The organism is Nocardia sp. NBC_00403, assembly GCF_036046055.1.
Lineage (GTDB): Bacteria > Actinomycetota > Actinomycetes > Mycobacteriales > Mycobacteriaceae > Nocardia.
Genome location: NZ_CP107939.1, coordinates 8,102,458 through 8,129,131, shown reverse-complemented (window position 1 = coordinate 8,129,131; position 26,674 = coordinate 8,102,458). Strand labels below are relative to the sequence as shown.

Annotated in this window: 23 protein-coding genes; 13 read left to right on the top strand and 10 right to left on the bottom strand. The window is 66.4% G+C overall.

Annotated elements, in window-relative coordinates; all coding sequences use genetic code 11:
* Positions 1 to 55: 55 nt before the first annotated feature.
* On the bottom strand, positions 56 to 3,151 hold the full coding sequence (locus tag OHQ90_RS36535) for an AfsR/SARP family transcriptional regulator (RefSeq protein ID WP_328405485.1): 3,096 nt from the start codon (positions 3,149 to 3,151) through the stop codon (positions 56 to 58).
* Positions 3,152 to 3,218: 67 nt separating this feature from the next.
* Between OHQ90_RS36535 and OHQ90_RS36530 the strand changes: the two genes are divergently transcribed.
* The 4 genes from OHQ90_RS36530 (at position 3,219) to OHQ90_RS36515 (ending at position 6,060) form a co-directional block, all read left to right on the top strand.
* Positions 3,219 to 3,803 (top strand): carboxymuconolactone decarboxylase family protein, encoded by a 585-nt coding sequence (locus OHQ90_RS36530; protein ID WP_328405483.1) that lies wholly within the window; start codon positions 3,219 to 3,221, stop codon positions 3,801 to 3,803.
* The gene (locus OHQ90_RS36525; RefSeq protein WP_328405481.1) at positions 3,800 to 4,261 is read left to right on the top strand and encodes a carboxymuconolactone decarboxylase family protein; all 462 of its coding nucleotides are present in this window, start codon (positions 3,800 to 3,802) and stop codon (positions 4,259 to 4,261) included. The genes OHQ90_RS36530 and OHQ90_RS36525 overlap by 4 nt, the downstream gene beginning before the upstream one ends.
* Before the next feature lie 57 nt (positions 4,262 to 4,318).
* A complete protein-coding gene (locus tag OHQ90_RS36520) occupies positions 4,319 to 4,960 on the top strand; it encodes a hemerythrin domain-containing protein (RefSeq protein WP_328405479.1) in 642 nt (213 codons plus the stop codon).
* Between the two features lie 170 nt (positions 4,961 to 5,130).
* The gene (locus OHQ90_RS36515) at positions 5,131 to 6,060 is read left to right on the top strand and encodes a pyridoxal-phosphate dependent enzyme (RefSeq protein ID WP_328405477.1); all 930 of its coding nucleotides are present in this window, start codon (positions 5,131 to 5,133) and stop codon (positions 6,058 to 6,060) included.
* Here the strand turns inward: OHQ90_RS36515 and OHQ90_RS36510 are convergent.
* From OHQ90_RS36510 to OHQ90_RS36495, 4 genes are all read right to left on the bottom strand, one after another.
* Positions 6,057 to 7,529, bottom strand: a complete 1,473-nt coding sequence (locus OHQ90_RS36510; protein WP_328405475.1) for a serine/threonine-protein kinase — start codon at positions 7,527 to 7,529, stop codon at positions 6,057 to 6,059. The genes OHQ90_RS36515 and OHQ90_RS36510 overlap by 4 nt on opposite strands.
* Positions 7,530 to 7,539: 10 nt before the next feature.
* Complete coding sequence (locus OHQ90_RS36505; RefSeq protein WP_328405473.1) at positions 7,540 to 8,793, bottom strand: DUF7373 family lipoprotein; 1,254 nt, start codon at positions 8,791 to 8,793, stop codon at positions 7,540 to 7,542.
* Complete coding sequence (locus tag OHQ90_RS36500; RefSeq protein WP_328405471.1) at positions 8,780 to 10,294, bottom strand: serine/threonine-protein kinase; 1,515 nt, start codon at positions 10,292 to 10,294, stop codon at positions 8,780 to 8,782. Before OHQ90_RS36500 ends, OHQ90_RS36505 begins: the two co-directional genes overlap by 14 nt.
* A 276-nt stretch (positions 10,295 to 10,570) precedes the next feature.
* A complete protein-coding gene (locus tag OHQ90_RS36495) occupies positions 10,571 to 10,777 on the bottom strand; it encodes a hypothetical protein (protein ID WP_328405469.1) in 207 nt (68 codons plus the stop codon).
* Positions 10,778 to 10,800: 23 nt separating this feature from the next.
* Here OHQ90_RS36495 and OHQ90_RS36490 point away from each other — a divergent pair, with 23 nt between their 5' ends.
* The 3 genes from OHQ90_RS36490 to OHQ90_RS36480 all read left to right on the top strand — a co-directional run bounded on the left by OHQ90_RS36490 (position 10,801) and on the right by OHQ90_RS36480 (position 14,687).
* Positions 10,801 to 11,241, top strand: coding sequence for a MarR family winged helix-turn-helix transcriptional regulator (locus OHQ90_RS36490; protein ID WP_328405467.1), 441 nt, complete (start codon positions 10,801 to 10,803; stop codon positions 11,239 to 11,241).
* 91 nt (positions 11,242 to 11,332) lie between these two features.
* Positions 11,333 to 12,109: an ABC transporter ATP-binding protein gene (locus OHQ90_RS36485; protein WP_328405465.1), complete on the top strand. Its 777-nt coding sequence runs from the start codon at positions 11,333 to 11,335 to the stop codon at positions 12,107 to 12,109.
* Between the two features lie 49 nt (positions 12,110 to 12,158).
* On the top strand, positions 12,159 to 14,687 hold the full coding sequence (locus tag OHQ90_RS36480) for an ABC transporter permease (RefSeq protein WP_328405463.1): 2,529 nt from the start codon (positions 12,159 to 12,161) through the stop codon (positions 14,685 to 14,687).
* Positions 14,688 to 14,748: 61 nt separating this feature from the next.
* Here the strand turns inward: OHQ90_RS36480 and OHQ90_RS36475 are convergent, their stop codons facing one another.
* Positions 14,749 to 15,342 (bottom strand): TetR/AcrR family transcriptional regulator, encoded by a 594-nt coding sequence (locus OHQ90_RS36475; RefSeq protein ID WP_328405461.1) that lies wholly within the window; start codon positions 15,340 to 15,342, stop codon positions 14,749 to 14,751.
* A 30-nt stretch (positions 15,343 to 15,372) separates the two neighbouring features.
* On the opposite strand from OHQ90_RS36475, the gene OHQ90_RS36470 reads away from it, so the two are divergent.
* From OHQ90_RS36470 to OHQ90_RS36460, 3 genes are all read left to right on the top strand, one after another.
* Entirely contained in the window at positions 15,373 to 15,723 is a 351-nt protein-coding gene (locus tag OHQ90_RS36470) for a DUF6463 family protein (RefSeq protein WP_328405459.1), read from the top strand.
* A 254-nt stretch (positions 15,724 to 15,977) separates the two neighbouring features.
* On the top strand, positions 15,978 to 17,225 hold the full coding sequence (locus tag OHQ90_RS36465; protein ID WP_328405457.1) for a hypothetical protein: 1,248 nt from the start codon (positions 15,978 to 15,980) through the stop codon (positions 17,223 to 17,225).
* Positions 17,226 to 17,774: 549 nt separating this feature from the next.
* On the top strand, positions 17,775 to 18,602 hold the full coding sequence (locus tag OHQ90_RS36460; protein ID WP_328405455.1) for a phosphatase PAP2 family protein: 828 nt from the start codon (positions 17,775 to 17,777) through the stop codon (positions 18,600 to 18,602).
* 449 nt (positions 18,603 to 19,051) lie between these two features.
* Here the strand turns inward: OHQ90_RS36460 and OHQ90_RS36455 are convergent, their stop codons facing one another.
* Positions 19,052 to 19,258, bottom strand: a complete 207-nt coding sequence (locus tag OHQ90_RS36455; RefSeq protein WP_328405454.1) for a DUF397 domain-containing protein — start codon at positions 19,256 to 19,258, stop codon at positions 19,052 to 19,054.
* Positions 19,255 to 20,139, bottom strand: coding sequence for a helix-turn-helix domain-containing protein (locus OHQ90_RS36450; protein WP_328405452.1), 885 nt, complete (start codon positions 20,137 to 20,139; stop codon positions 19,255 to 19,257). Before OHQ90_RS36450 ends, OHQ90_RS36455 begins: the two co-directional genes overlap by 4 nt.
* Positions 20,140 to 20,382: 243 nt before the next feature.
* Between OHQ90_RS36450 and OHQ90_RS36445 the strand changes: the two genes are divergently transcribed.
* The 3 genes from OHQ90_RS36445 (at position 20,383) to OHQ90_RS36435 (ending at position 22,716) form a co-directional block, all read left to right on the top strand.
* Complete coding sequence (locus OHQ90_RS36445; protein WP_328405450.1) at positions 20,383 to 20,580, top strand: hypothetical protein; 198 nt, start codon at positions 20,383 to 20,385, stop codon at positions 20,578 to 20,580.
* Positions 20,577 to 20,900 carry a hypothetical protein gene (locus OHQ90_RS36440; RefSeq protein ID WP_328405448.1) on the top strand — a complete coding sequence of 108 codons (324 nt, stop codon included), beginning with the start codon at positions 20,577 to 20,579 and terminating at the stop codon, positions 20,898 to 20,900. Before OHQ90_RS36445 ends, OHQ90_RS36440 begins: the two co-directional genes overlap by 4 nt.
* A 316-nt stretch (positions 20,901 to 21,216) precedes the next feature.
* Complete coding sequence (locus OHQ90_RS36435; RefSeq protein WP_328405446.1) at positions 21,217 to 22,716, top strand: serine hydrolase domain-containing protein; 1,500 nt, start codon at positions 21,217 to 21,219, stop codon at positions 22,714 to 22,716.
* Between the two features lie 44 nt (positions 22,717 to 22,760).
* On the opposite strand, the gene OHQ90_RS36430 is transcribed toward OHQ90_RS36435, so the two are convergent.
* Entirely contained in the window at positions 22,761 to 23,924 is a 1,164-nt protein-coding gene (locus OHQ90_RS36430; RefSeq protein ID WP_328405444.1) for a VWA domain-containing protein, read from the bottom strand.
* Positions 23,925 to 24,234: 310 nt separating this feature from the next.
* Positions 24,235 to 26,541, bottom strand: coding sequence for a DUF5682 family protein (locus tag OHQ90_RS36425; protein ID WP_328413366.1), 2,307 nt, complete (start codon positions 26,539 to 26,541; stop codon positions 24,235 to 24,237).
* Between the last annotated feature and the right edge of the window lie 133 nt (positions 26,542 to 26,674).

The window sequence follows — 26,674 nt, the reverse complement described above, 5'->3', positions numbered from 1 at the left end:
GCTCGCCGGGGTCGGCCCGATCGGGTATCCAGCGCGGCGCCGTGAACGCGGGATTTCAGGGCAGGGAGTCTAGGAAAGCGTGCATGTCATCGGCTTCCGGGACGCCGAGTTCGGTGTAGAGCCTCAGTGCCGACTTGCCGTGCGCGCGGGCTTCGTCCAGGCGGCCGAGGGCATGCTGAGCCCGGGCCAGCCCGTCGTGGGCGCGGGCCTGTTCGGGGAGGTTGCTTGCCACGTCGGCGAGTTCGAGTGCGGTGGTGTGATCGGCGATGGCTTGGCGGGGATCGCCACCGCACCGGGCGGTTTCGCCGAGGCCGTTGACGGCGGCGGCCTCGTCGCTGGGGTTGCCCAGCATGCGGTAGAGGTCCCTGGCGCGGCTGTGGTTGGCGAGGGAGAGTTCGAATTGTCCGGTGCCACGGGCGATGACGCCGAGGTTATTGAGGACGAGCGCCTCGCCGCGTTGGTTGCCGAGTTCCCTGTGCAGCGCAAGAGCTCGGTCGAGATGGTCCTCGGCCTCGGTGTAGCGGGTGGCGGCCGCGAAGACCATGCCGAGATTGCCGCGCACGTGTGCTTCGCCGACCTGGTTGTCGGCCTCGATCGCGAGTTGCAGTGCGTGCTCGAGGTTTCGGCGAGCCAGGTCGTAGTCGCGGCGACGCCAGGCGACATTGCCGAGGGTGTTCAGTGCCCGAGCTTCCTGCAGACGGTCGCCGATCTCGCGAGATATCTCCAGTGCCCGAGTAGACCGGCTGACGGCTTGTTCGAAGTCGCCGTCGCGCCAGTGGGCCCAGCCGAGGTCGGTCAGTGCACGGGCTTCGCCGCTGCGGTCCGACAGTTGCCTGCTCGCGCTGAGGCCGACGGTGTGCAGGCGCGCGGCATCGGTGTGGCGAGAGCGCCCGTCGAGGTAGGGGCGCAGGGTCTCCGCCGCGTCGCGCGCGTAGGCGGGTGAGCCGTGTTCGACGGCGTAACCTGCTGTGGCAATGAGGTTTTCGCGTTCTGCATCCAACCATCGGGCGGCTGCCGCATTGTCGATGAAGGGAACGATCGGCCTACTCGGCTCCCGCAGCGGTCGACGATGTTGCGTGCTGTAGTGGAACAGCAGATCGACGGCTGCGCGCGCCGTGTGCAGGTAATGCTCTAACAGGCACGTGCGGGCAATGTTTCGACTGTCGTCGGTTTCTTCTTCGGCCGCGGTGGCACGGGCGTGCTCGCGCAGTAACTCGTGAAAGGTGTAGCGGCCGAGCTTGTGCTGAGCGATGACGTGCGCGTCCAGCAGATCTTCCAACAGCATTTCGGCATCGTCGACCGAGCCCTCGGCCAGCGCCGCTGCCGCACCGGCATCGATGTCTCGGCCGGGATGCAGGCCGAGGAGGCGGAACATTCGCCGGTGCGCGGGCTCCAACTGGCGATACGACAGCGCGAAGGCGGCAGCCACCCCCCTTTCGGCCGTGGACAATTCGGCGAGCCTGCGGCGTTCGCCGCGCAGTCTTCCGGCCAGATACTCGACGGTCCAGCGCGGGCGATGCTGCAGCCGGGCCGCCGCGATCCGCACGGCGAGCGGCAGGAAGCCGCACAGTTGCAGCACATCGAGCACCGCCAGCGGTTCGGCGATCGCCCGGGCTCCGACGATCCGCTCGAACAGCCCGACGGCATCGTCGGCGGGTAGCAGATCGACCGAAAGTGCTTGCGCGCCATCTAGATCGACGAGTCGCCTGCGGCTGGTGACGAGTAGGAGACTCGCACCGGCACTTGGCAGCAGCGGGCGGACATGGTCGGCATCCGCGGCGTTGTCGAACACGACGACCAACCGGCGTCCGGCCAGCTCCGCGCGCCACAGCGCGCCACGATCCACCGTCGAGGTCGGGATGCTCTCATCGGGAATTCCCAACTGGCGCAAGAGAATTTCCAGCGCCGCGTCGGCCGCCACCGGCTCCAGATCGGCCGAATGCGCCTGGAGATCGATGAACAGCTGGCCGTCGGGGAAGCGTTGCGCCACTCGATGCGCCACGTGCACCGCCAGCGCGGTCTTGCCGATACCCGCCATGCCGTCGATGGCGCGGATCGTTACCGAGGCGTCGTCGAGGGGGGCGATGAGGCGGTCGAGTTCGGTGCTGCGGCCCGCGAAATCCGGTATGTCGTAGGGGAGGAAGTTCGTTCTGGTCGACCTTGCCGCAGGAAGTGTCGGAGCCGGCTCCGACACCGCGGCCGTCGAACCCGATCGCGGTGCGCCGTGCAGCGCGGACTCCGATTGCGTCGGTGTGTAGGTCGCCGACGGGGACTGTGGCGGACCGTCCGGCTCCGAATCCGGCGGTGTGGTCCCAGCAGCCTCGGAACCGGAGGTCACGGAACCAGACAGCGCGAGATCGGAAGTCGCGGGTGCGGTCGACGGAGGCGGGAGCGCAGGTGCCCGTGTCGTCGGGTCGTTCCGCAGCACGGCCTGTTCCAACGCGACGAACGCGCTACCCGGATCGAGCCCCTGCAGTTCGGCGAGCACCGTCCGAAAGCTTCGTGCGACGGCGAGTGCGTCGGCCTGCCGTCCCGCTCGGTGCAGGGCGAGCATGAGCTGCGCGGATAGCTTCTCCCGCAAGGGATTCGCCGCGACTTGTGCCCGCAGCTCATCGAGCAGTTGGTCGTGTTTGCCGAGTGAAAGCTCGATCTCGGCCAGTTGCTCGAAGGCTCCGATTCGCTTCTCGTCGAGCAGTAGGCGCGCCGAGGCGATGTAGTCCGCATTCAGGCCGGCCAGCGCCTCTCCCTGCCACAGCGACAGCGCTGCCCGAAGTTCGGCTACCGCGGCCGTCGGATCTTGTGTTGTCAGTGTCCGAGCTGTGGCAACCCGCCGGGTGAACTCATCGAGATCGAGCATCCCGGGTTCGGGCGTCACGACGTATCCGGCGGCTTTGGTCTCCAGTGCCTCGGCGATGCCCGCTTCCCGCAGCACTCGGCGGATCGCGGTCATCGCGGCATGAATTTGCGAGCGCGCGGTGCCGGGCGGCTCCCTGCCCCAGACGGCGTCGATCAGTCGCTCGTTGCTGTACACCCGCCCGGCATTGAGCAGCAACCAGGCCAAAACGGCACGATGCCGGGGTGCCGCGGGCAATGCGCGACCGTCCACCACGACCTCGACCGGTCCGAGGACCGTGAAACGAACACCGACCAAGCCACCCATAGAACACCCATCTTCGAAGCATCGCCAAAGTATCAACTCGGTCGAAGAAGGTGTGTTCATGCCGCACATCCCCCTGATCGAGCCGGAAGCAACCACGGGCGCGACCCGACGGCTGTTCGCCGAAGCGCAACAGCGGTTCGGGATCACGCCGAATGTCGCCAAGGCGATGGCCAACAGCCCTGTCGCGTTGCGTGGCTATCTCGACCTCGCCGCGGCACTGTGCGACAGCGGTCTGTCGGCAGCGACGCGTACCCGCATCGGGGTGCTCGTCTCCCAGGAGAACGGCTGCGACTACGGCCTGTCCGCGCACAGCTTCGTCGGCACCCGGCTGAACGGGCTGCGCCGAGACGAGGTCGATCGCGCTCGCGCGGGTACCGCCGCGGACCCGAAGGACGCGGCGGTGCTCGGCTTCGCAGCCGCACTGTTGCGGCGTCGCGGCGCGGTCACCGACGCGGAACTCGAACAGGCAGGCGCGGAGCTGGCAGGCGCGGACCTCGTCGACATCATCGCCTGCGTCGCCCTCGTCGTCTTCGACAACTACCTCACCCTCGCAGGCCGAGTAGCCAACGACTGGCCACTGGTCTCGCACACCGACCCGATCGACTCGTCCGAGCTCGACCCCTCGAAAGGAACCCGACCATGACCGCACGTATGAAGAACCCCGCGATGGTGCTGCCCGACGCCATGAAGGGCATCAACACCATCTACAAGGGCATTCACCAGGGTGGACTCGCTGCCGAACTCCTCGAGATCGTGGCCTTGCGCGCCAGCCAGATCAACGGTTGCAGCGCGTGCGTCACCTCGCACCTCGGCACCGGCCGCAACGCGGGTGTCAGCGACGACAAGCTGTTCGCGGTCGCGGCCTGGCGTGAGAGCGCCGAGTTCACCGAGGCCGAACGCGCCGCACTGGCGTTGACCGAGGTCGTCACCCGGCTCGCCGACAAATCCGGAGACGGTGTGCCCGACGAGATCTGGGACGCGGTCGCCGACCAATACGACGAAAACCAGCTCGCCGCACTCGTGCTCAACATCTCCCTCACCAATTTCTTCAACCGCATCAACACCACCATCAAGGAACCCGCGGGCGCCCACTGGGGCTGACCACGCACCATCGGCCCGGCCCGGGCCGCAGCTCACGCTCGACAATCAGGAGTAACCATGAGCGCCACGCTCGACATGACCACCATGTACGCCATGCACCACGCGCTGCGGCGCGAGCTGGAGCAGATCGCCAAGATCACCAGCCGGATCGACGACGACCCGCGCAAGATCCTGGCGACTGCGGCGGGCTGGCGGTTGTTCACCAAATCCCTGCATATCCACCACACCGCCGAGGATGATGCGCTCTGGCCGGTAATGCGCGAAACGTTGGCCGCGCGCCCTTCGGAGCTGGCGCTGCTCGACGCCATGGAAGCCGAGCACGGCGCCGTCGATCCGCTGATCGAGGCAATCGAGGCGGCCTTCGCCGATCGCGAGAGCGGTTCGCAGCGCCTCGGCGACCTGGTCGATGCACTGGTCACCGTCCTGGTCGGGCACCTCGAGCACGAAGAAAAGCAGGCGCTGCCCTTGATCCAGGCCACGGTCACGCTGCCGCAGTGGCAGGCGTTCGGCCAGCTGCACGGCAGCAGGATCGGACCGGATGCGCCACAACTGATTCCGTGGCTGCTCGACGGCGCCGACGAGCGGACTGTCGACACGGTCCTTGCGCCGCTGCCGGAGCAGGTCCGCGCCGCCTATTTCCACCAGTGGAAACCCGCCTACATTGCACTGGATCGGTGGAGCGCAGATACTTCCAAATAGTAGGTTTTGGCTGTGCTGTCGCCGATCGGAACAGTTCGGGGACGGTGCAGTCTTCGGCAAATTAGGGCAGATGCCCGATACCGCCCGGCGTCCTCCATGTCTAACGTCCCCGACGGGGCCATAGATCGTGAGGAGGCTGCCGGGTGATCGGTATCTGTACCCCGTCCCTGGTGGATGTAGAAGCTGCTGCCGAGCGAATCGCCGGGCTGGTGCGACCGCTCACGGTGATGGAAGCAGGCCCGGAGTATGCCCCCGGCGCGGAGGTTTTCCTCGGGCTCGAATTCATGCAACACACCGGCTCGTTCAAGGCGCGGGGTGCGGCCAATCTGCTCGCCGCCATGCTTGCTGCGGGCACGGTGCCCGACGCGGGCATCGTTTCGGCCACCGGCCGCAATGCCGACATCGGATTCGCTTGGGCGGCCCGAATGTTCGGTATTCCGGCCACCGTCTTCCTCACGGAGTCGGCAGCGAAGGCGAGGGTCGATCGGCTGCGCGCACTGGGCGCCGATGTGCGCGTTTTCGGCCGGACCCAGGAGCAGGCGCAGGACAATGCGGGTCTGTTCATGGCGCGCACCGGCGCGATCGACGCCTACACCTTCGACGACAATCTGACCTCGGCAGGCGCGGGCACGATCCTGCTCGAATGCCTCAACGCCATACCGAAATTGGACACGATCGTGCTCGCGGTCGGTGCGGGCGGCATGTTCTCCGGTGTCGCCGCGGTCGCCGACGGTCGCGGTATCAGAGTGGTCGGCGCGGAGCCCGAGGGCAGTTGCGCGCTGCATGCGGCGCTGGCGGCGGATGCCGTCCTGGACGTGGACATCGACTCGATTGCCGCGGATTCTCTTGGCGCGCCCCGCATTTCCGCCGCTGCCCTGTCCTGGGCCAGGAGCGCGGACGCGCGGTCGGTGGTCGTCGACGACGACGCGATCATCCGGGCCCGCCGATCTCTGTGGGAGGGTTACGGTCTCGTGGTCGAGCACGGCTCGGCGACGGCCCTTGCGGCGCTCTCGACCGGCGCGTATCGGCCTGGCCGAGGAGAGCGGGTCGGCGTGATTTTGTGTGGGGCCAACACCGACCCCACCGATCTGCGCGCCTAGATCGGCGCGTTCGGCCACCACTGATCGTGGAGTTCACGGCCGGATGATGCGCCGAAGATCCGCACTTTGCAGAAGCCGCGGGCACTCCCGTCGAATCGCACTTCCAATACGCCCTTCGGCGATCCCTCGGAATTCGCCTTGGAGCTCCACACCGCGCTGCCGGTCCCGGATGGACGACTCCACGTTTCCTCACCCTCGTCTCCGCTGAAGGATTGGAGCCGAGGAAGCATCGAGCGGTCGGCGTTGCACTTCACCAACACCGAGGAGATCGGGATGCCGTCGCCGGAGCAGAACAGGCCGGGCTCCGCCACCGTTACGTCGAGGGGAACGATCTGGTTGCTGCTGTCGCTGGCATTGCATCGAAGGTTCTGGTACCCGCGGGACGCCGGAGTGGCGGGGAGCAGGCCGGGAAACGCGTCGGCGATGAAACCGTACTGGCCCCATGGCGATGCCGGCGCGGGAGCGGAGACGCTCGCGGACGGCGGTGCGGTGGTGGTTGCGGCGAGTCCTGACCCGGTATCGGGCCGAGTGACAAAGAAGCCGGTCGCTGCGAGCGCGCAGAGAGTTGCGCCGGCCGCGACGATGATCTTGGTGCGGCGGCCGAGCAACGGCGGAGGCACCGGTTCGGTTCGCTCACCGCGCAGTGCCGCGGCCGCGGCTTCGGCCAGCGCGCCGCAGCCGGGATAGCGCTCGTAGGGGTTCTTGGCCATCGCGCGAGCGATGACGGCATCCAGTTCCCTCGGCAGTGTCGGCACCACAATGCTCGGTCGCGGCGGTGGCGCGGTCAGGTGGGCATGCATCACCGCGCCAGGTGTGTCACGCGGAAAAGGCACTGTGCCGGTGAGCAATTGAAAGAGGGTTGCGCCCAGTGCGTATACATCGACGCGGTGATCGAGTGTCGCGCCGTGGATTTGCTCGGGCGCTGCGTACGCCAGCGTGGCGAGCACCGATCCGGCAGCCGTCAGGCCCGCCGATTCGCCCGTGGGACGGGCAATTCCGAAATCGGTGACCAGTGCGCGATCCACACCGCTGTCGCGCGCGATGAGGATATTCGCCGGCTTGACATCGCGATGCAGCAATCCGGCCCGGTGCGCTTCGTCCAGCCCGCGGGCAGCTCCTTCGACGATCGCGACGGCACGATCGGGCGTCAGTGCACCCTGCCTGGCCAGTTCTGCCGCATCGAGTCCATCGATGAACTGCATCGCGATCCACAGCCGGCCGGCATCGGCACCGCAGTCGTATATCGCCACGATATTCGGATGGTCGAGCCGACCGGCCAATTCGGCCTCGCGGATGAACCGCGCCCGGAACTCGCTACTGGAGCCGTGGGTATCGGAGAGCACTTTGAGCGCGTCCCTGCGCGGCAACCGCGGATGCTGCGCAAGGTACACGCTGCCCATACCGCCGGTGCCGAGCTTGCGCTCGATCCGGTACCCGGCGACGACCGCGCCGGGAAGCAAAGTACGCACGGTGCGACCCCTAGTCGTTGTTCACTAGTAGGGCGTACTGCGCGGCGGTCATCTGCTTGACGGTCTTCTCTTGTGGGTCGAGCACGGTGGCCACATATCTGCCGTATCGCACGATGCACAGATAGATGTCGGATGATCCAGGGCTCTTCTGGCGCACGCATGCCGTGTCGGGAACCTGGTCGGGCGGCGCGATGGACTCGAAGTCTCTGGCGATCGCTTCGGCTTTGCCTTCGAAATACTTGCGCGCCTTGACGGCATTTGGCATACGCAGCAGCCGGCGGTGCTCGACGGCGGCGAGGCTCTCGATCTCGGCTGGATCGGGCTTGCTCGTATCCGCCGCATCGCCCCGTGTCCAGTGATCGGCGCCGCCGGGTCCGAGGACCACACCCGATTCGAAGTGGGCGCCACCGTATCCGGCGACTGTTCCGATGTCGACCCTGGTGACGGTGGGGTATGGCCACTTGCCGTGCTGTGCGGGCAGTATTCGGCGCAGCATGCCCTCGCGGTCGAGCGGGAGCGTGGACAGTTTGTCGGCAGGCGTGGACACGAAGCGGTCGAGGCGAGGCAGTTCTGCTTTGAGCGCGGCAGTGGTCAAGGCGGTCAAGGCGGGCAGATCAATGGTCGGGAGGCCCGCGAAAATCGCAACGACGAAGGGCCCATGGGCAACTACCGTGCCGAGCGTCGGCACCAGTGGTCGCCAATGACTGTGTGCACCGGCATATTCGGGTATCGCGACGGCGACGTTGTCGGGACTGACGGCGAAATCGGCCGACTCGATCTCTTGCGCGGCGTTGCGGGCCGCCGCCTCGTCGGGAAGACGAAGGACCGAAAGGCGCAATGCCCTGGCTTGGCCGACTGTCCGCCCGGCCTCGCCTTCACGGTCGGTGCCGCGGATGCTGTACCCGGCAAGCATCCGGTGCTTCTTCAGCACCGGAAGGGCTGTTTCGGCGAGAATCCCTGTGGTGTCACCGGGTCTCGGGAGCAACGAGGGCGAGCCGAACGTGAAAGCACGATCGATGTCAGTGGGGTGGACCAAGGCGTCGGCCATCCGCGCCGACTCGAGAATGTGGCCGTAGCTGTCCTTGTCATTGCGTGGTTCTGCGAGCGGATCGGTCCCGAACTCTCCGACGTCCAATGCGTTCAGATCCGGGATGTGGGCTCGTGGGATACCCGGTGTCTCGCCGCATCCGGACAGTAGGCCGATGATGAGGACGGTTGCCGCGATTGCCCGTAGCGCGTCTGTCCTGCGGCTACAGCGGTGCATCCGGCCACCACCTTTCGTACAGCGCTTGGCCCGACTCCTCATAGCTGTATGCCGTGATGTTGCAGAAGTTGCGGTCCGGGGTATCGAAGTTGATCTCGAGCGTGCCTCTGGGTCGGCCATCTCGGTCGGCGGTGTCGCCCCAGCTCACGTCGCCCACTGCCGAACCCCGCGTCCATCGCTGTTCGCCCAGTTTTGTGACGTACTTGGGTGGCGCGGTGCGGAACGGTATGTGGCTGGACACGCAATAGACCTCGAGAGCCGCGAGCGGATCCCCATCCCCGTTGCAGCTCAGCCACCCGAAAGTCGACTTCGCATCGAGGGGCCGTGGGACTCCGCCGGGGTCGGCGGCAATACATCTGAGGCCCTGATGGCCGAGGCCGATCGGTGTGCGTGGCAGCAGGTCGGGGAAGGCCGCGATCATGTAGCCATACGGACCCCACGGTCCCTTGTCGTCGACGACGGCGGGAGCGGTCCGCTTCGGCGAAGTCGTCGCCGCGACAGTCGACGCGCTGGAGCCCGAGTCATCCGAGGTCACCGCCCAGGTCGTTGCCACGATCGCGAGCGCCACCGCGCAAATCGCCGCACCGATCACAATGGCGAGCTTGGTGCGTCGACGTGGTCGTGGCGGCGCCGGTGTCGGAACGGATTCCGTCAACTCACCGCGCAGTGCGGCGAACGCGGCCGCGGCGAGGGCGCCGCAGCTCGGGTACCTGACATCGGGGTTCTTCGCCATCGCGCGCGCGATCACCGCATCGAACTGCGGTGGCAGCGAGGGATTCACGGCGCTCGGGCGGGGCGGCGGCTCGACCAGATGCGCGTGCATCACCGCGGTCGGTGTCGTACGCGCGAAAGGTGCTGTGCCGGTGAGCATGTGATAGAGCGTGCCGCCCAGCGCGTAGACATCGACACGTTGATCCATGGCGCCGCTGCCGCTGATCTGCTCCGGTGCCGCGTATGCGACCGTGGCCAGCACCTCACCCGCGGCGGTCAGCACCGTCGATTCGCCTGCGGCGCGGGCGATACCGAAGTCGGTCACCAGCACTCGGTCGGGTGCGCCCGGTCTTGGTGCGACCAGAATGTTGGCGGGTTTGACATCCCGATGCAGCAGTCCTGCGGCGTGTGCCGCGTCCAGGCCGCGCGCGGCCTCGCCGATGATGTGGACGGTGCGTTCCGGTGGCAGGGCCAGTGGTCCCTGGCGCACCAATTGCGCCACGTCACCGCCTTCGACGAACTGCATGGCGATCCAGAGGACATCCTCGAACACACCACGATCGTGGATCGCGACGATATTGGGATGTGCGAGCCGAGAAGCCAATTCGGCCTCACGGATGAACCTGGCCCGAAACTCCCTGTCCACGCTCGCGCCTTCGGTCAGGACCTTCAGCGCATCCTGGCGCGGCAGCCGCGGATGCCGCGCCAGGTACACCGACCCCATACCGCCCGCTCCGAGCTGGCGAACGATGCGGTAGTCCGCGAAAACCTCACCTGCCCTCAAAGGCATGCCTAATGCTCCTCCGTGTAACCGCATTCGCATGCGCCCTCGCGAGGGCCGCGTGTGTGGCCACCCCGTACCTCCTACCGGCCCCCCGTGGGCCGTGCCCCAGAGAGTCAGTATCGGGATCGGAGGTGAAAATGCCAAGCCTCAATTCGAATGGTTCCGTCGCGAGCCGCGAACCGGTACGTCAGCGGGTGGCGCGCGGGGCCGAATCCCGAGTCGATCGTGGTGTGGCGCGGTCGATTCAGCGCACGACGGCCGATCGGCTGGGACCGCTCGAGGTCAGGAGGTCAGTTCGGCCGGCACGTTGGCGGCGGAGACCACGCTCTCGAAATAGCCACTGGCGTGTACAAGCCGCGGGAGGCCGAACAAGCCCGCCGGTCCGCTCAGCGGCACCACCAGTGCAATGTCCACGGTGTCGCAACGGCCACGAAAACCCGAGAGCGGCAAGGGAATCACCGTATATATTTCCATTTGAATCAATACCATACGGCGTTGGATATAGTGCTGCGGTGGACGATAGCACTGCCCCCGCCGCTTTGGAGGAGCTGGCGCGACTGGTACGCCGGGCGTCACAGGAATTGGACCGCGCCGTCGCGACCTGTCTCGGCGAAACCTCCGTCGCGCGCTGGCACGTGCTGACCGCGGTCGCCGCAGGCACCGGACGTCCGATGTCACATCTCGGCGAGGCAACCCTGCTCACCGGCGCCAGCCTGACCAGGCTCATCGACGCGATGATCGCCCAGAACCTGGTCCATCGCAAGGTCGACGACACCGACCGCAGACGCGTCCTGGTCTTTCCTACCCGACGCGGCCTGCTGACCTACCAGACGATGACCCGCGCTGTCACCGAGGCGGGCCTCGATCTGGTTGCCACCGATACCGGCCGGCTCACGGGCGCGTTGACCACCATGCTCGACCAACTGCGCGACACCGAACCGGCGTTTTTGTAGGGCGACTGCCCCGCGTCTGGCGTATCGATACTCAGGTCATCGGGGTTCTCCCCGATGGCGCGGTGGCGCGATCGCAGACAGACTGGACTGCATGACTTCGCACGTTGTGGATACCGACACCGCCGAATTGGCGGCCGCGACCGATGTCGCGGCTCGCGCCATCGACCTGATGAAGGTCTACGGGTCGGGAGATACGCAGGTCAGGGCACTGGACGGCGTATCGGTCGAGTTTGCGAAGGGAGAGTTCACCGCGATCATGGGGCCATCGGGCTCCGGTAAGTCGACGCTGATGCACTGCCTGGCAGGTCTGGACGGCGCCAGTTCCGGAACCGTGCGGATCGGCGACACCGATCTGGCGGGGCTGTCGGACAAGCAGATGACGCGGCTGCGGCGCGACCGGATCGGCTTCGTGTTCCAGGCGTTCAACCTGGTGCCGACGTTGACGGCGCTGGAGAACATCACGTTGCCGCTGGACATCGCAGGCCGCAAGCCGGACCAGGACTGGCTGGACACGGTGCTCGAGCGGCTCGGGCTGACCGACCGGCTCACCCACCGGCCCAGCGAGCTGTCGGGCGGACAACAGCAGCGGGTTGCGTGTGCGCGTGCGCTCGCGGGCAAGCCGGAGATCATTTTCGGTGACGAACCGACCGGCAATCTCGACTCGCGTGCCTCCGAGGAGGTGCTCAACATCCTGCGGGCCGCGGTGGACGAATTCGGGCAGACGGTCGTCATCGTCACCCACGAACCGCACGCCGCGGGCTACGCCGACCGGGTGATCTTCCTCGCCGACGGACGGATCGTCGACGAGCTGCGCGATCCCACCGCGGAATCGGTGCTCGACACGATGAAGGCACTGGAGCAGGCGTGAGTGCGAGACAGTCCTACTCGGTCTCCCACACTAGGCAGGGGCAGCAGTAATGGCCGGTAGTCCGATGCGCAAGGTGGCCTTGCGCAATCTCGCCGCGCACAAGGTGCGGTTGGCACTGACTGTGCTCTCGGTGGTGCTCGGCACCGCGTTCATCGCGGGCTCGTTCGTGTTCACCGACACCCTGCAGCGCACCTTCGACGGGATCTTCGCCAATCAGGCCAAGGGCGTCGATGTTCGGGTGAGTCCCAAGGAACGGCAGGCGCTCGGCGTTCCGCAGAGCGTGGTGGACCAGATCGCCGGGACAGCCGGGGTCCGGGCCGTCGCGCCGAGCGTGAACGGTCCTGTGGTGCTGCTGTATCCGGACGGCAAGAAGGCCGTGCAGACCGGTGGCGCGCCCACCTTCGGGCGGTCGTATCTGCCGCCGGACAAGGCGGTCGCCGAACCGGACAAATTCGTCGAGGGCGCCCCGCCCGCGCGCGAAGGCGAGATGGCCATCAACACCGGTGGCGCGGAACGCGCCGGCCTGAAGGTGGGGGACAGGACCAAGATCCTCATCCCGTCGCACGGTCCACCCATCGACGTCACGGTGAGCGGTATCTACCAGGTGCCCTCCGATACCGGCGGCTTCATCGGGCTGCTGTTCGACGACACCCAGGCGCGCAAGCTGTTCACCGACGGCACCCACGTCGCCTACGTCGACATCGCCGCCGCGGGCATTCCGGGCGACCGACTGCGCGACCAGCTTTCGACCACCTTGAAGGACTACAAGGTGCAGAACGGCGAGCAGGTGCGCGCCGATCTGAAGAAGGAAATCTCCAACGCGCTGAACTTCATCAATTACTTCCTGCTCGCCTTCGGTGCGATCGCGCTGATCGTCGGCACGTTCATCATCTACAACACCTTCTCGATGATCGTGGCCCAGCGGCTGCGCGAATTGGCACTGCTGCGGGCGGTGGGAGCAAGCAGGCAGCAGGTCGGGCGTTCGGTGGTTGCGGAGGCCTTCGTCATCGGATTGATCGGCAGCGCCATCGGTTTGGCGGGCGGCATCGGTCTGGCGTTCGGACTTTCCGCGCTGCTCAATGTTTTCGATCTCGGCTTGCCGACCGGTTCGATGGCGGTGCGGCCGCGCACGATCGTGGTCGGCATGCTCGTCGGACTGCTGGTCACTTTGGTTAGCGCGTATGCGCCCGCACGGCGGGCCGCGAAAATCCCGCCCGTCGAGGCGATGCGGGAGGAATTCGCTTCTGCCGGTGACTCCTTGCGGGTGCGCACCCTGTGTGGTGCGGTGCTGGCGGTGGCAGGCGTGGTCCTCGTGGTGATCGGTGCGCGATCCACCGGTGGCAATGCCGCGTTGACCGTCGGCATCGGTGCGCTGGCGCTGATCTTGGCCGTACTGCTCGCCGCGCCCGCGGTGTCGCGGCCGGTGGTCGCGGTGCTCGGTGTGCTGATTCGCCCGTTCGGGTCGATCGGGCGGATGGCACGCAACAATGCCGCACGCAATCCGCGTCGAACGGCCGCAACGGCTTTCGCGCTCACCCTCGGACTGATGCTGGTGACCGCGATCGGCATGCTCGGCGCATCGGCGAAGGCGAGTGTGAGTGTGCTGGTCGACAAGGGCGTGAACGCCGACTACGTGCTGGCCGGGCCGCAGCTGATCGGGGTGCCGCTCGGCGCGGGCGACGCGGTGCGCAAGTCGGTGCCGCAGGTGGCCGATGTGGTCGGGATTCGTGGCGTCGGCCTGAAGGTCGGCGACGATCAGCTCATCGGCACCTCGCCGGACGGGCCGCTCGACCGTGTGCTGAATTACGACGTGATTCGCGGCACCGACACCCTCGGCGACCACGACATGCTGGTCTCGGAGGACGAGGCCGACGAGCGGGGTTGGAAGGTCGGCAATCAGGTCACCGTGGTCAGTCTGGACGGGAAGAAGATTCAGCTGACCGTGACGGGCATCTACAAGAAGACTCCGCTGCTCGGCCCGATGGTGGTCTCGCCCAAGCTGTACGACGAGACCATGCCGATCAACTTCCGCACCAATTTCCTGATGCTGATCAAGGCCAAGCCCGGCGCGGACCTCACCGAGATGCGCACCGACCTGGAAAAGGCGACCGAGCAATTCGTGGTCGTTCAGGTCCAGGACCCGGAGGAGTTCAAGGGCGCGCAGGGCAAGCAGATCAACACGCTGCTCGCGATCCTCTATGGCCTGCTCGCGCTCGCGGTGGTGATCGCGATCCTCGGCATCGTCAATACCTTGGCCCTGTCGGTGGTGGAGCGCCGTCGCGAGATCGGCATGCTGCGCGCGGTCGGAATGCAGCGTGCCCAGGTGCGCAGGACCATCTATCTGGAATCGATGTTGATCGCGGTGTTCGGCGCGATCGTCGGCATGCTGCTCGGCCTCGGGCTCGGTGTCGGATTCCTGCGCACCCTGCGCGACCTGGGCATCGATCAGATCGCGATCCCGTGGAATCAGCTGGTGCTCGTCCTGGTGTGCTCGGCTGTCGTCGGCGTCCTCGCGGCCCTGTGGCCCGGCATCCGAGCCGCGCGCACGCCACCGCTGGCGGCCATTGCGGATCTGTAGGGCTTTTCGCCCTGACGGCCGGTGTCACTCAGCACCGCAATGGCACTCGGTACTGGCAGACCTACCGGCCGGTCGGGCTCAACTTGTGGACAACGGCGGCCGTCGCGGTGGCGGTGACGTCGTCGACCCAGTCCGGAATGGGCATCGCGGTCGCGATGTACTCGCGGACGAGCCCATAGGGAATGGCTTTGACGGCGGCCACCGCGATCGCCATGCGGTGCTCATCGACGCCGCCGAACTCCGCGACGACGGCGGCGCGCAGCGCGTCGTCCATTCGGTCGTTGACCGCGGCGATATCGGCGCGCAGTTCCTCAGGGCCCACTTCGAGCAGTTCGTTGCGCCGGAACATCTTCATCGCGCGGGCTTCGGTGGGGTGCTCACGGCAGTACCGCGTCAGGTACATCGCGGCGGCGAGTAGCGGGTCGGGCCCGGAGAGAGCGGCGATGATCCCGATCTGGAAGCGCCGGATCGAGCGCAGCCACAGCCGGGCGAGCAACTCTTCGCGGGAGGCGAAGCGCACGTAGATCGACCCGGTGTGGATGCCGGAGGCGGCGCTGATCGCGGCGATGCTCGGCCGGGTCGTCGCCGGATCGGCGAGCAGATCGCGCGCCGCGTCGAGGACCTGATCATCGGTGAATCGCCGGGGTCTTGCCACGCGGGACAGCTTAAGGCAAGGTTTCGGAATATGGATTCAAAAACTAGGTTCCCGCTCATGGGCGCCTTGCTCGTCTTCATCGGATCGGCCCACACCGTGCTCGGTGTTGCCATATGGGCGGCCGGTCGCGAGCAGGCCGAGCTCTCGTTCTGGTTCACTGCGTTCGGAGTCGCCGCCGTCTGCTTCGGGATCGCCGTGATCGATGCGGAGCGAACCCGCGGCTACGTGCCAGCGCCGATCCTCGCCGCAACCGCTGTTCTCACTGCGTTCGGTCTCGTATTCGAGCCCGTGTCCGGGTTCCTCACCGTCCTGGCGCCCATGGCCATCGGCGTCCGCGGATGGACGCGCCACCGCCGCGTCGCCGCAGTCCCGGCCGAGTAACACATCAGATCTACCAGCACCGACTCGACCACCGCGACATCATGGCGCTGATGAACGCGAACGAACAGATCGTTCCCGGATCCAGGAGGGCCAGCTGCAACTCGCCCGCGCCGCCCGGCATCTGATGGCCGAAACATCGGGCGGTGCCGGTGCACTCGATTCACTGATCACTGTCCTCATCGGCGACATCGACATAGCGACCACGTAGCATCGTGCGGGTTACAGCGGTCCTTGATGGTCGGCAGGTGCACGGGATGGTCGCGGAATTTCCGTTTGCGGAGCAAACTTCGAATGAGTTGTCGTTCAAGGAACGCGACGAACGGTACGAGCGCCTGCACGACTGGCCTGATCAGACCTATCTCCATTCCTCCGGTCTGCGGATGCTCTGGAAGTACGACGACGTGCGCGACGTACTGGAGGCGGCCGATCCCGCCCTCTCCAACGGGAATTCGCTTGATCCGCTGGTGGGATTCCCGCGAATCGCGGGCACACCACAGGCAATTCCGCATTTCTTCCGGCACCTGGTTCCACTGCCTGCCAAGGCGACCGCAAACCTGACCGACGACACCTTGCACAAACAGGTGTGGGACACCATGGCCGGTCCGGCAGGGCATTTCACGATTTCGCGAGACGAGCGGCCACAGCGGATCGAGGCCATGGTGGAGCACTTTCACCATGCGCTGCATGGCCTCGATGAGGGGGTCGTGTCGCGGCTGGACGTGACGGCACTGTCGATCGCCTACGCCGCGCGCGTCGGCGGTGCCGCGGTCGGCCTACCCTCAGCGGATTGGCCGCAGGTGGCGGTGTGGAGCGGTGCGCAATCCGGGCTGCTCGGCCGTCGGATGCGTGGCCGCGAACTGGCCGAGGCGGTGGGGGCGCTCGGCCAGCTGTTCACGGTGAGCAACCAGGCCGTCGAGCGCAGCCGGCGCCACCGGGTGACCGGCTTCGCGAGCCGCCTGCGCGACGCGGGCGTTCCCCGTCGCGTCGCCGTGTCCGCCATGGCGAATTCCCTTGCGGCAGGCGTGCACACCGTGAGCGGCAGCATTCAGCAGGGCGTGCAGCGATTGCTGAGTGACCCGGGCCGGGAGTGGTGGGATCTGCTCGCGGATCAGAACACCGCCGCGCAGGTCGCCGTCAAGGTGCTCCAACTAGACCCCGGCCTGGTGGCATGGAAACGTCGCGCGGTCCGACCGATGACCCTGCGCAGCGGCACGGAACTCGCGGCGGGGCCCGTGCTGGTCATGTTCGCCGCCGCCAATCGCGATCCGGCGGCATTCCGGAACCCGCTGGATCTGCGTGGTGGCGGCAAGCTGCCGCTGACCTTCGGGTTCGGCAAGCACATCTGCCCCGGTAAGCAACTGGCCAACCTGGCGGTCGAGGTGTTCCTGCGTGAGTTGCGCGAACTCGCGCCACGGGCGCGTCTGTCGGAAGAGGTGACATCGGCGAACACGCGCAAGCCCGACCTGCTGTTCAGCGGAGCGGACGTCACCCTCACCATATGAGCCGGGAACCGGTTGCGGCACGGTGGGTTCGGGGTAGGAGATCCTCCCGCCGGCTCACGTGCGCCGCGCCGACTAGGGATCGGCTGCGGTCATTCCGTCGAACGGCGCCGGTACTCCAGCCGCACTTAGTTTTGTAATCGATGTCGCCGCTGGTAGTGGGCCTGTTCGGCCCGGTATTGGTGGCGCCGTCGCCAGAGTGACCACCGCCAGATGGCGGCGCGGCCGGACTGTGGGGGCCAATAGCGAGGCCACCGCCCAGTCGAACTTGCGTGGTCCTTTCGCTCCCGCACCGCAGCTGAGTTGTTTCCATGCATCCGAAGGTGATTGTGCGACACGGTGATCGGCGCGGGTGCAGCTCGCGATGATCTGGTTGCGTGGCACGGTCATCAGGTAGCCGATGCGCTGGGCTTCGCACCAGGACCGGAACTTTGTCTCTCCGGTCACACAGCGGTGAATTGCATCGGATGGTGATGCTACGGTAAACGGAGGTTGTTACTCCACTTAATTGTAGATGGCGGCCTGCTTCGATGAGGAAGGGAGCCGCTGGCGATGGTGGCAGTGGGTTTCGGTGGTCCCAGCGTGAGTTTTCCGCCCGCGCTCGCCGAACGGGCCGAACGGGTGCGGGCCGCGGTGCACGGCAGAGGCGGTGAGGCGATCGGGCAGCTCGCGTTGATCACCGTGTTGTATCTGGCCTATCGGGTCGGTCGCATGTTCACCGCCGACGACACGATGCACGCGATGGGCAATGCGCACGCCATACTCGGTTTCGAAGACCGGCTCGGACTGCCGGAGGAGACGACGGTGCAGGCGATCTTCGTCGACCGGAGTTTTCTCGCGGTGCCCGCGAATTTTTATTACGCCACCGCGCATTTCACCGTTGCGGTCGCGGTGCTGTTGTGGCTGTGGACTTTCCGGCCCGAGCACTACCGGTGGACCCGCAACTTGATGGTGGCGCTGACCGGCGGCGCGCTCGTGGTGCATGTGCTGATGCCACTCGCGCCGCCGCGCATGCTGCCGCAGTACGGATTCGTCGACCTCGCCGCCATCCACGGCCAATCGGTCTACGGCGCACCTGATTCCGGCGGCCTGTCGAATCAGTTCGCGGCAATGCCGTCACTGCATGTCGGATGGGCGCTGCTGCTCGCCTTCGCCGTGGTCGCCGCGACCCGAACCTCATGGCGCTGGCTGGCATTGGCGCATCCGGTGATCACCACCCTGGTGGTGGTCGGCACCGGTAACCACTACTGGCTCGACGCCATCGTCGCGATCACACTGCTCGCGGCAGCGGCGGCGATACACCCGCTCGTGGTGCCGGAATCGGCGACCGCCTGGGGCGTGATGGGCCCGGTGGAATCGACAGTAGCCATCACCAGATGATCGCGCCGCCGGTTGTGTGACCGACTGTCACACAACGGAGATCATGTGCCCGCGTACCGATCTCGACGCGGGCCGAACACTCGGCTGTCCGATTTTGTTGACCAGTCTCGAAAGGGGTTCGGCAGTGGTGCTCTCGATGCCATCATGGGGATGGGCTACAAGTTCATCGACGCGATCAAAGGCATGGTGAGTTTGTCGGCGGGATACTGACCGTCGGATCTGTGTTGGCTGTGCAGGTGTTGGCCCGGGACCGGTGTAGTCCAGGGCCAAGACCAGTTTGGTAGAGATTCAGCGGAGTTCGGGGCCTCCGCGAGCGGCTGCCATTGTCATCCCAACGATGTGCGCCGAACGATCTCACGCAGGCGGCCTGCCCGAACCGGGCGGGCCGAACTGCGAGAAATGCCCCAGCTCAGCACAAATGAGCTGGGGATTTGCGTTGTCAGCGAAGGTTAGGGGTGGTCGAACTGGCTGTCGTTCACGCCTGCGGTGAAGGCGTCCCACTCGCTGGGGGTGAAGACCAGCGCCGGGCCGGTCGGGTTCTTCGAGTCACGAATACCGACATGACCGCGATCGAGGAATGCGACTTCGACGCACTCCTTGCCCCCTGAGCTACGGCTGCTCTTGAACCAGTGCGCCCCGGAAAGATCAACGGTCACGACAGAAACTCCCTTGCTACGTTCCGAAGCTTGGTCCGGCTACTCACAGCGTCCAGCGCTGCGCGCTGGATCGTTGTCGACGCCCTACGGTAGCTCTCCACATCCGGCCCACGTTCAAGGTACATGTCGCCGGTGAAGTTCTCGACGTAGATTACCGGCGGCTCAGTGACGCCGCCCTCGTCTGGCTTGAAGTCCAGGATCACAAACGGCCCAATTGGTACTCCAATCGGAACTCCGGCGGTGTACGGCAGCACCCGAACGCCGACGTTGTCTTTGGTACTCATGTCTGCGAGGTGGCGGAGCTGGGCCGCCATGGTTGCCGGACTGCCCACGACGGTGTGCAGAACCGATTCGTGCAGAACGACATCCACTCTGGTTGGCCGAGTCTTGCGGCTGATTATCGCCTGCCGTTCCATACGCAGCCGGACACGGCCCTCCTGCTCTTCCTCGGAGTCATGGGGGAAGTAGATTCGATCAAGCGCTCGGGCATAGGCGGCTGTTTGTAGCAAGCCGGGAACCAGGTCCGGCCGATAGATCGTCATCTCATGGGCCGCCCACTCCAGATCCACGTACATCACGAACCCATCGGGGATCAGATCGCCGAAGGCGTGCCACCAACTCTTGACGTCAGCCTGTTGGGCGAGACCAACCATCACGGCGGTCCGCTCGGGGGTGAAGCCGAGAATGTCGCAGAGTTGTTGGACGTCTGCTTTCCGAATCTTGCCCTCTTCCCCGCGCTCGATACGGCCGAGCTTGCTGATGCTCCACTCCATGGACTTCGCGACGTCCGCGAGAGTCAGTTTCTCGGCGGTGCGCTGCGCGCGCAAGTATCGGCCCAACTGACGGCGCGGGAGCGCCTTCCGGGAACCTTCGTCGGCCATCCAATCACCCCTGCGTGTTCAGCCTGGCAATCCGGCATGTTCAGTCTGGCAATCCAGTTGTGCCAGTTTGGCAGCCCCTCAGGCGTTTTAGGGCAGTTTCTTGAAATGTTCAGCCTGGCAAAGCCATTTCGCTCGTTCGGTGGTGTGCTGGTTGTGCGCCCGGGATGACTCTCCCTTCCCCTTCGTCAGGAGTTGTCAGGGGCCGGGCGCACCCAGCCGCAGGCGAATCCCGGAGGTCGGCAGATGCCGAATAGTGAGCTTCCGCAACGAGACCCGTTCACCGGGCCACCAACCGCATACGTCGGCGTGACGGCCGAGCTGGTCGAGCGCTTCGCGTACGCCCTACGTGAGTGGGCGGAGCAGCCCGTGCTCGCCGAATCGTCCCGGTGCCGGGGTGTGGCGTCCCCCGGCATCGGGCGCACGAACCGGGAGGCGGGGTGATGCGCCGAGAACGGTTGCGCACCAGCGAATCACCCGATGGCCGGAAGGTTGCCACCTGGCGGCTACTGCGTTCGGGGGCTCGCATCCTGCGGGTTCAGGATCGGGCCGATGCTTCCCCTGCCTATCGATGGCCGGGCAGGGAACCGTTGCCTCTGGGAGCGCCGGGGTTGGTGTTGTTCGACGAGTTGGCGCCGCCGGATCTGGCGACGGTTCGTGACGCCTTCCCCGGCTACCTCGATCTGTGGGACGCAGTGCGTGAGGACTACTGGCACGCCCTGCTCGACACATCCGATCTGCCTGCCTCGGGTACGAAGGGCTAGCCGGATATTCGAAATCCACTCTCGGCGAGTCGAACTCGCGCCGTCGGTAGCAGCCCTACTCGCCTTCTTCTACGAGGACACTCCCCAAAAGCTCGCCCTCGCCCCCGACGACAGTCCCGCGATACTCCACCATGCGGACGGCACCCTCTCCCAGGTCGGCGAAGACGGCTGGCCCACGGCTGGCCCATGACTGCGGCAACACCGAGAGCCCGCCATCGCGTTCTGCTGCTAACGTGCGGAGTCACGCGTTCGTGGACGGGCGTATGCAGTTGGGGGGATCATGACTCGGTGCAATCGAAGTGGGCGGAACCGGTGGGTGCGAGCACTGGGGGCAGCGTCGGTCTCGGCTCTGCTGCTCGTGGCCGGATGCGGCGGCGCGAAACCTGACCGGGCCGCAACGTTTCCCGAGGATCTGGTGCGCACGATCGACCGGATCGTGCAGGCCGACATCGACGCGGGTCTGATACCCGGCGCGGCCGTGGCGATCGTCGATCCTGAGCGTGGAACCTTCAGTCGCGCCTACGGTTTCGCGGACATCGGCACCGGTCGCAAGGCCGAAGTGCGCGACCACTACCGGATCGGCAGTATCACCAAGACCTTCGCCGCCACCGCGGTGCTGCGGCTCGCCGACGACGGCAAGCTGTTGCTTGACGATCGGCTGAGCAACTACGTCGACGGCATTCCCAACGGGGACACCATCACCTTGCACGATCTGCTCGGGATGCGTGGCGGCGTCTACGATTTCGGCGTCGATGCCGAGTTCGCGCCGCAGCTGTTGGCAGCGGTGCCGGACCGCGAATGGACGACCGACGACACGCTGCGCGTCATCAGGACGCACCCGGACAAAACGCAGCCGCCGAATATCCGCACCAGCTATTCGAATTCGGAGTTCTTCTTGCTCGGCCTGGTGCTGGAACGCGCCACGGGACGCCCGTTACGCGATGTGATCAACGATCTCGCGCGGGACTACGGGTTGCCCGATACGGTCTATCCGAGCGACGGGGCGTTGTCCGCGCCGGACAGCCGGGGTTATGCCTACAACGCGGATGTTCGTACCGACGTCACGGTGCGGACCCCGCCATCGATCTGGGGCGCGGCCGGCTCCATGACCTCCACGGTGACCGATCTCGCCGCCTACGCGCCGATGCTGGTCCAGGGGCAGTTTCTGCGGCCCGAAACTCTGCGGGCGCGAACGGCTTTCATCTCCGGGACCGCGTTCGGTGCGCCGATGAGCTACGGCCTCGGTCTGATGCCGTTGGGTTCGTGGCTGGGGCATACCGGTTCGGTGCTCGGATATACAGCGGTAACCATGTACCTGCCCGATCGTAAGGTCAGTGTCGCGGTCGTCGCGAACCAGTACGAGCCGTCCTACGGGAGCCTGCTGCCCATCAGCGCCGCGTCCATCTGGCAGGACGTTGTGGCACGACTGTATCCGGGGACGGTTCCGCGCCTCGACGCCCCGTCGAGGAGTCCGGCCCCACCGGTCCCGTCGCCGGCCGAGCTGACCGATCAGCTCCGCAACGCACTGGATCCGACGGTTCCCGCCGCTGACAAACTGCGGGCTATGGGCGACGACAAGGATCCCGAATTGATTACCAAGATCGCGCGTGCCTACGTGGGCGTCGCAGTCACCGTAGACAAGACGACCGACCACGGTGACGGAGTCATGTACGCCACCACGCGCGCAGCCATCCCACAGAAAACCGTGCCGATGATCATCGGATTCGAAGCCGTCGACGGCAGTTGGCGGTTGGACAGCGTGTGGTCCTGCCAGCAGCTGGCCGTCGCCGGCGAGAAGTCACCCGCCTGCCCGTGACCTACCTCGAGGAGGCGCTCGGTGTTGTTCCGGGCGTGGGGGAGTCAGGGTTGGCCCGCGTTGGTGTTGGCCCAGGATTGGATGTCGCCTCGGTCCAGGGCCAATGCCAAGAGGTCGGGGAATTTGTTGGGGGTGCAGGCGAAGGCGGGGACGCCGAGGGCGGCCAGGGCGGCGGCGTTGTCGTGGTCGAAGGCGGGGGCTCCTTCATCCGAGAGGGCCAGCAGGACTACTACCTGGACGCCGGATTCCTTCATGGCATTGACGCGGCGGAGCATTTCGTTGCGGATGCCGCCTTCGTAGAGGTCGGAGATGAGGACGAACAGGGTGTCGGCGGGACGGGTGATGAGTGACTGGGAGTAGGCGATGGCGCGGTTGATGTCGGTGCCGCCGCCGAGCTGGGTGCCGAACAGGACGTCTACGGGGTCGGCGAGTTGTTCGGTGAGGTCGACGACTTCGGTGTCGAAGACGACCAGGGACGTCTTCAGCGCGCGCATCGAAGCGAGGACCGCGCCGAACACCGATGCGTAGACCACGCTCGAGGCCATCGAGCCGGATTGGTCGATGGCCAGCACCACATCACGGCGCACCGCCTGGGCTTTGCGGCCGTAGCCGACGAGGCGTTCGGGCACCACGGTGCGGTGTTCGGGCAGGTAGTGCGCGAGGTTCTTGCGGATGGTCCGGTCCCAGTCGATATCGCGCAGGCGTGGGCGGCCGATGCGGGCGGCGCGGTTCAGCGCGCCGGAGACGGCCGCGAGCGTGTGTGCGGCGATGCGCTGCTCGATCTCGCGGACGACCTTCTCCACCACCATTCGCGCTGTCGCCTTGGTGGTTTCGGGCATTACGCCATTGAGACTCAGCAGCGTGCCGACGAGGTGGACGTCGGGCTCCACCGCTTCCAGCAGCTCGGGTTCCAGCAGCAGCTGTGTCAGGTTCAGCCGGTCGACCGCGTCGCGCTGCATGACCTCCACGACCGTAGAAGGGAAATAGGTGCGGATGTCGCCGAGCCAGCGAGCGACTTTCGGCGCCGAGCCGCCGAGGCCCGCCGCACGTTTGCCGGACGACGTGGTGTCGTCGGTGTTGTATAGGGCCGACAACGCCGCGTCCATCGCCTGATCGTCGCCGGACCCGAGGCCGCCGAGGCTCGGTTCGGCAGCGGTGCCGAGCACCAAACGCCAACGCCGGGAGTGTGTTTCATCGATATCGTTCATCCAGGTACTCCGGGGAAGTCGATGGTCCGCATTTGTGTGGTCAAGTAGGTCGAAGTGCTGGTGCCCGAGTCGGAGGTGTTCGCGCGACGGACATACCGCTGCGAGGGTTCATCCGGCGGCTTCACGATGGTTCTGGTGTCGCTCGCGGATCGGGTGTTGTGAGCGGTCGTTGGGGTGTCGCCCGTGGTTTGGGTGGGTTGGGTGCTGGGAATGGTGCTTCGGGTGTTGCGAGCGGGCCAGGTGCTGCGAGGGGTGATTCGGGCGGCGCGAGTGAGGCGCGTGTCCCGAGATTGTTGTGGTGCTGAGGACTTCATCCGGCGACCCCCAGAATCTCGGCGACCGTGCGCATGGCGATCAGTCCCCGGTCTACGTCGAAGGATGTGCTGTCGGTGTTGTCGGTCTGGAATGCGCCGCCGTCGCGGACGGCCTGGCCGATGGCACGGCGTTCTCCCGATTCGAAAGCGCCGAAGGTGCGGCGCAGCAGTGGGAGTGTCTCGACGAACTGGTCGTCGCCGAGTTCGCGCAGCCAATCGTCGATGAGGCGCAGCAACTCTCGGTCGTGGACGAGCAAGAGACCGCGTCCACCGAGAAAACCGTCGATCCAGGCGGCCTTCGCAGCGGCGGTGTTACCGATCGACAGTGCGGCGGATAGCCTCCGCGCGGACTCTGTTTCATCGATGATGCCCGCGTCGCAGAGTAGCCGGACGGCGCGGCCCACCAGCGCGCCGTGGACATCGTCGCGGTCGGCGAGGCGGTGCAGCGCCGCGAGCCACTCCTTGGTGGCCCAGCCGTCGTCCCTGGTGTGGATGGCGGTGTGGGCTGCGTCGAGGAGGCTGCGCAGTTGCTCGGCGGCGTCGGCGTCCAGCCCGGTGACCGCGCCGGGGAGGCCCGCACAGATGCGTACCAGCAAACCGTCGGCGACGTGGATGAGCGCCTTGGTGTCGGTGCCGCGCACATCGCCATAGCGCAGGGTGCGGACCAGACCCGGCAGGGCGGCGAGCAGGTGGCTCACGTCGTGGTCCAGTGCCGCAACCGATTCCAGTCGGGAGATGAGGCCGTCGGTGGCGCCGCCGAGGTCGGCCAGCAGTGCCGTTTCCAGCGCGGCGGTGAGGTCGGCGACGGTGCTGCCGTCGCGGTTGGCCAGATCGAGGATCTTCGACTCGGCGGCGGTGCGGATGGTGGTGCCCCAGCGGGAGGCCTCGATGATCGAGACCGCGAACTCCGGCCGCCATTCCAGTGTCCAGGTTTCCCGGAAGGTGCCGGTGCTGCGCACCTCCCCGGTGGTCGGTGTGCCCCAGCCGATGCCGAGCAGGCGCAGCCGATGCAGCAGCCGGGAACGATCGACCTCCCGTTCTTTGCGCAGGTCCAGATCGAGGGTCCGCGATACGGCCTCCTGCTTCATGCGCAGTGTTCTGATCTTGGCCCGCAGATCGGCGTCGAGCGGCACGGTGGGCGTGCCCTCCGGCACGGCGCCGAGCGCCTCGCCGACGACGAGTTCGGCGGCGATCAACCGGACCATCGTCTCGTCGCCCGCGCACATCACCGAACGCACCGCCTCGGTGACCTCGGAAAGCCCGGCAAGCGGACGATCACGCAGCACGGTGAGAGTCTCGGCCAGCCGGACGGATTCGATGATGTGTGCACTCGAGACCGGCAGATCATGCGCCCGCAGCACCCCGGCCACCTTGGTCAGCCACCGGGCGATGGGTTGCTCGGTCTGAGTGAACAGATGGTGATACCAGCCCGGCGAGGTAATGCCCGCGCCATAACCGGATGCCGAGGCCAGCCGTGAATGCGTCCACGGCACCCAGGTCACGGTGGCCTTCACCTTCGGCAACCCCTTGAGCAGCCGCATATCCGCTGCCGCCGGTCCGAGCTTGCCGACCAACGCGGGCGCATGCCACGCACCGCAGACCACCGCGAGCCGTCGCGCTCCGTCCTTGAGCGCCTTGCGCATCGTCTGCCGCATGTACGCCTCACGCCGCAGGGTGTGCTCGTCGATCGCGACGGGCACTCGTGGCGCGATCTCCGATTCGACAGCAACCGAGCCGCTTTCGTGTGCGCCGTCTTCGGTCGGCTCTCCGTTGTAGTCGGTCCGGGCGCCGAGCGTTCCTGCGGCGGCGGCATCGCGGATTGCTCCCATCGCTTCCGTGATCGCCTCGAAAGCGGTGGAGTCGGCTGCCGATTCGACCACCGCATCCCACCAGCGTTCGGCGTCGTCGTATCCAGCAGCCGCGGCCAACTCGGCGAGTGGGTCGATGTGATCACCGGGTTCGTCGTCGCGGGCGAGCACGGTGGTGGCGGGCAGGTCGCAGAACCGCACGGCCACACCGTGTTCCACCGCATACCCCAGCGCCTGCCACTCCGGAGAGAACACCGCATACGGCCAGAACGCCGCCTTGGCCGGCGTGTCCGGCACATAGGCGAGCAGCGCCACCGGCGGTGCCATCCCGTCCGCGGCGACATAACCGACCAGCGGATCGGCATCCGCAGGACCTTCGATCAGGATCGCATCGGGCCGGAATGCCTCCAACGCCGCGCGCAGCGACTTGGCCGAACCCGGCCCGTGATGGCGGATGCCGAATACTCGCGTCACTGGTCCGTCACCGCCCTGCACGTTCGTGTCCGCGTGTCCGTTGGTGTCAGCGCCTGGATACGTCTGGATCACGGTGCTACCCCTTGTTTCCGTGCCGCGCCGGCCGGGCTGTGCGCACCGATTTCGTGCGGTTGCCCGCATGCGCGGATGTATC

Coding starts and splice junctions, on each gene's coding strand:
- OHQ90_RS36530 (WP_328405483.1), top strand. CDS start 3,219: ATGCCGCACATCCCCCTGATCGAGCCGGAAGCAACCACGGGCGCGACC.
- OHQ90_RS36525 (WP_328405481.1), top strand. CDS start 3,800: ATGACCGCACGTATGAAGAACCCCGCGATGGTGCTGCCCGACGCCATG.
- OHQ90_RS36520 (WP_328405479.1), top strand. CDS start 4,319: ATGAGCGCCACGCTCGACATGACCACCATGTACGCCATGCACCACGCG.
- OHQ90_RS36505 (WP_328405473.1), bottom strand. CDS start 8,793: ATGCACCGCTGTAGCCGCAGGACAGACGCGCTACGGGCAATCGCGGCA.
- OHQ90_RS36500 (WP_328405471.1), bottom strand. CDS start 10,294: ATGCCTTTGAGGGCAGGTGAGGTTTTCGCGGACTACCGCATCGTTCGC.
- OHQ90_RS36495 (WP_328405469.1), bottom strand. CDS start 10,777: ATGGTATTGATTCAAATGGAAATATATACGGTGATTCCCTTGCCGCTC.
- OHQ90_RS36485 (WP_328405465.1), top strand. CDS start 11,333: ATGACTTCGCACGTTGTGGATACCGACACCGCCGAATTGGCGGCCGCG.
- OHQ90_RS36480 (WP_328405463.1), top strand. CDS start 12,159: ATGGCCGGTAGTCCGATGCGCAAGGTGGCCTTGCGCAATCTCGCCGCG.
- OHQ90_RS36470 (WP_328405459.1), top strand. CDS start 15,373: ATGGATTCAAAAACTAGGTTCCCGCTCATGGGCGCCTTGCTCGTCTTC.
- OHQ90_RS36465 (WP_328405457.1), top strand. CDS start 15,978: ATGGTCGCGGAATTTCCGTTTGCGGAGCAAACTTCGAATGAGTTGTCG.
- OHQ90_RS36460 (WP_328405455.1), top strand. CDS start 17,775: ATGGTGGCAGTGGGTTTCGGTGGTCCCAGCGTGAGTTTTCCGCCCGCG.
- OHQ90_RS36450 (WP_328405452.1), bottom strand. CDS start 20,139: ATGGCCGACGAAGGTTCCCGGAAGGCGCTCCCGCGCCGTCAGTTGGGC.
- OHQ90_RS36445 (WP_328405450.1), top strand. CDS start 20,383: ATGCCGAATAGTGAGCTTCCGCAACGAGACCCGTTCACCGGGCCACCA.
- OHQ90_RS36430 (WP_328405444.1), bottom strand. CDS start 23,924: ATGAACGATATCGATGAAACACACTCCCGGCGTTGGCGTTTGGTGCTC.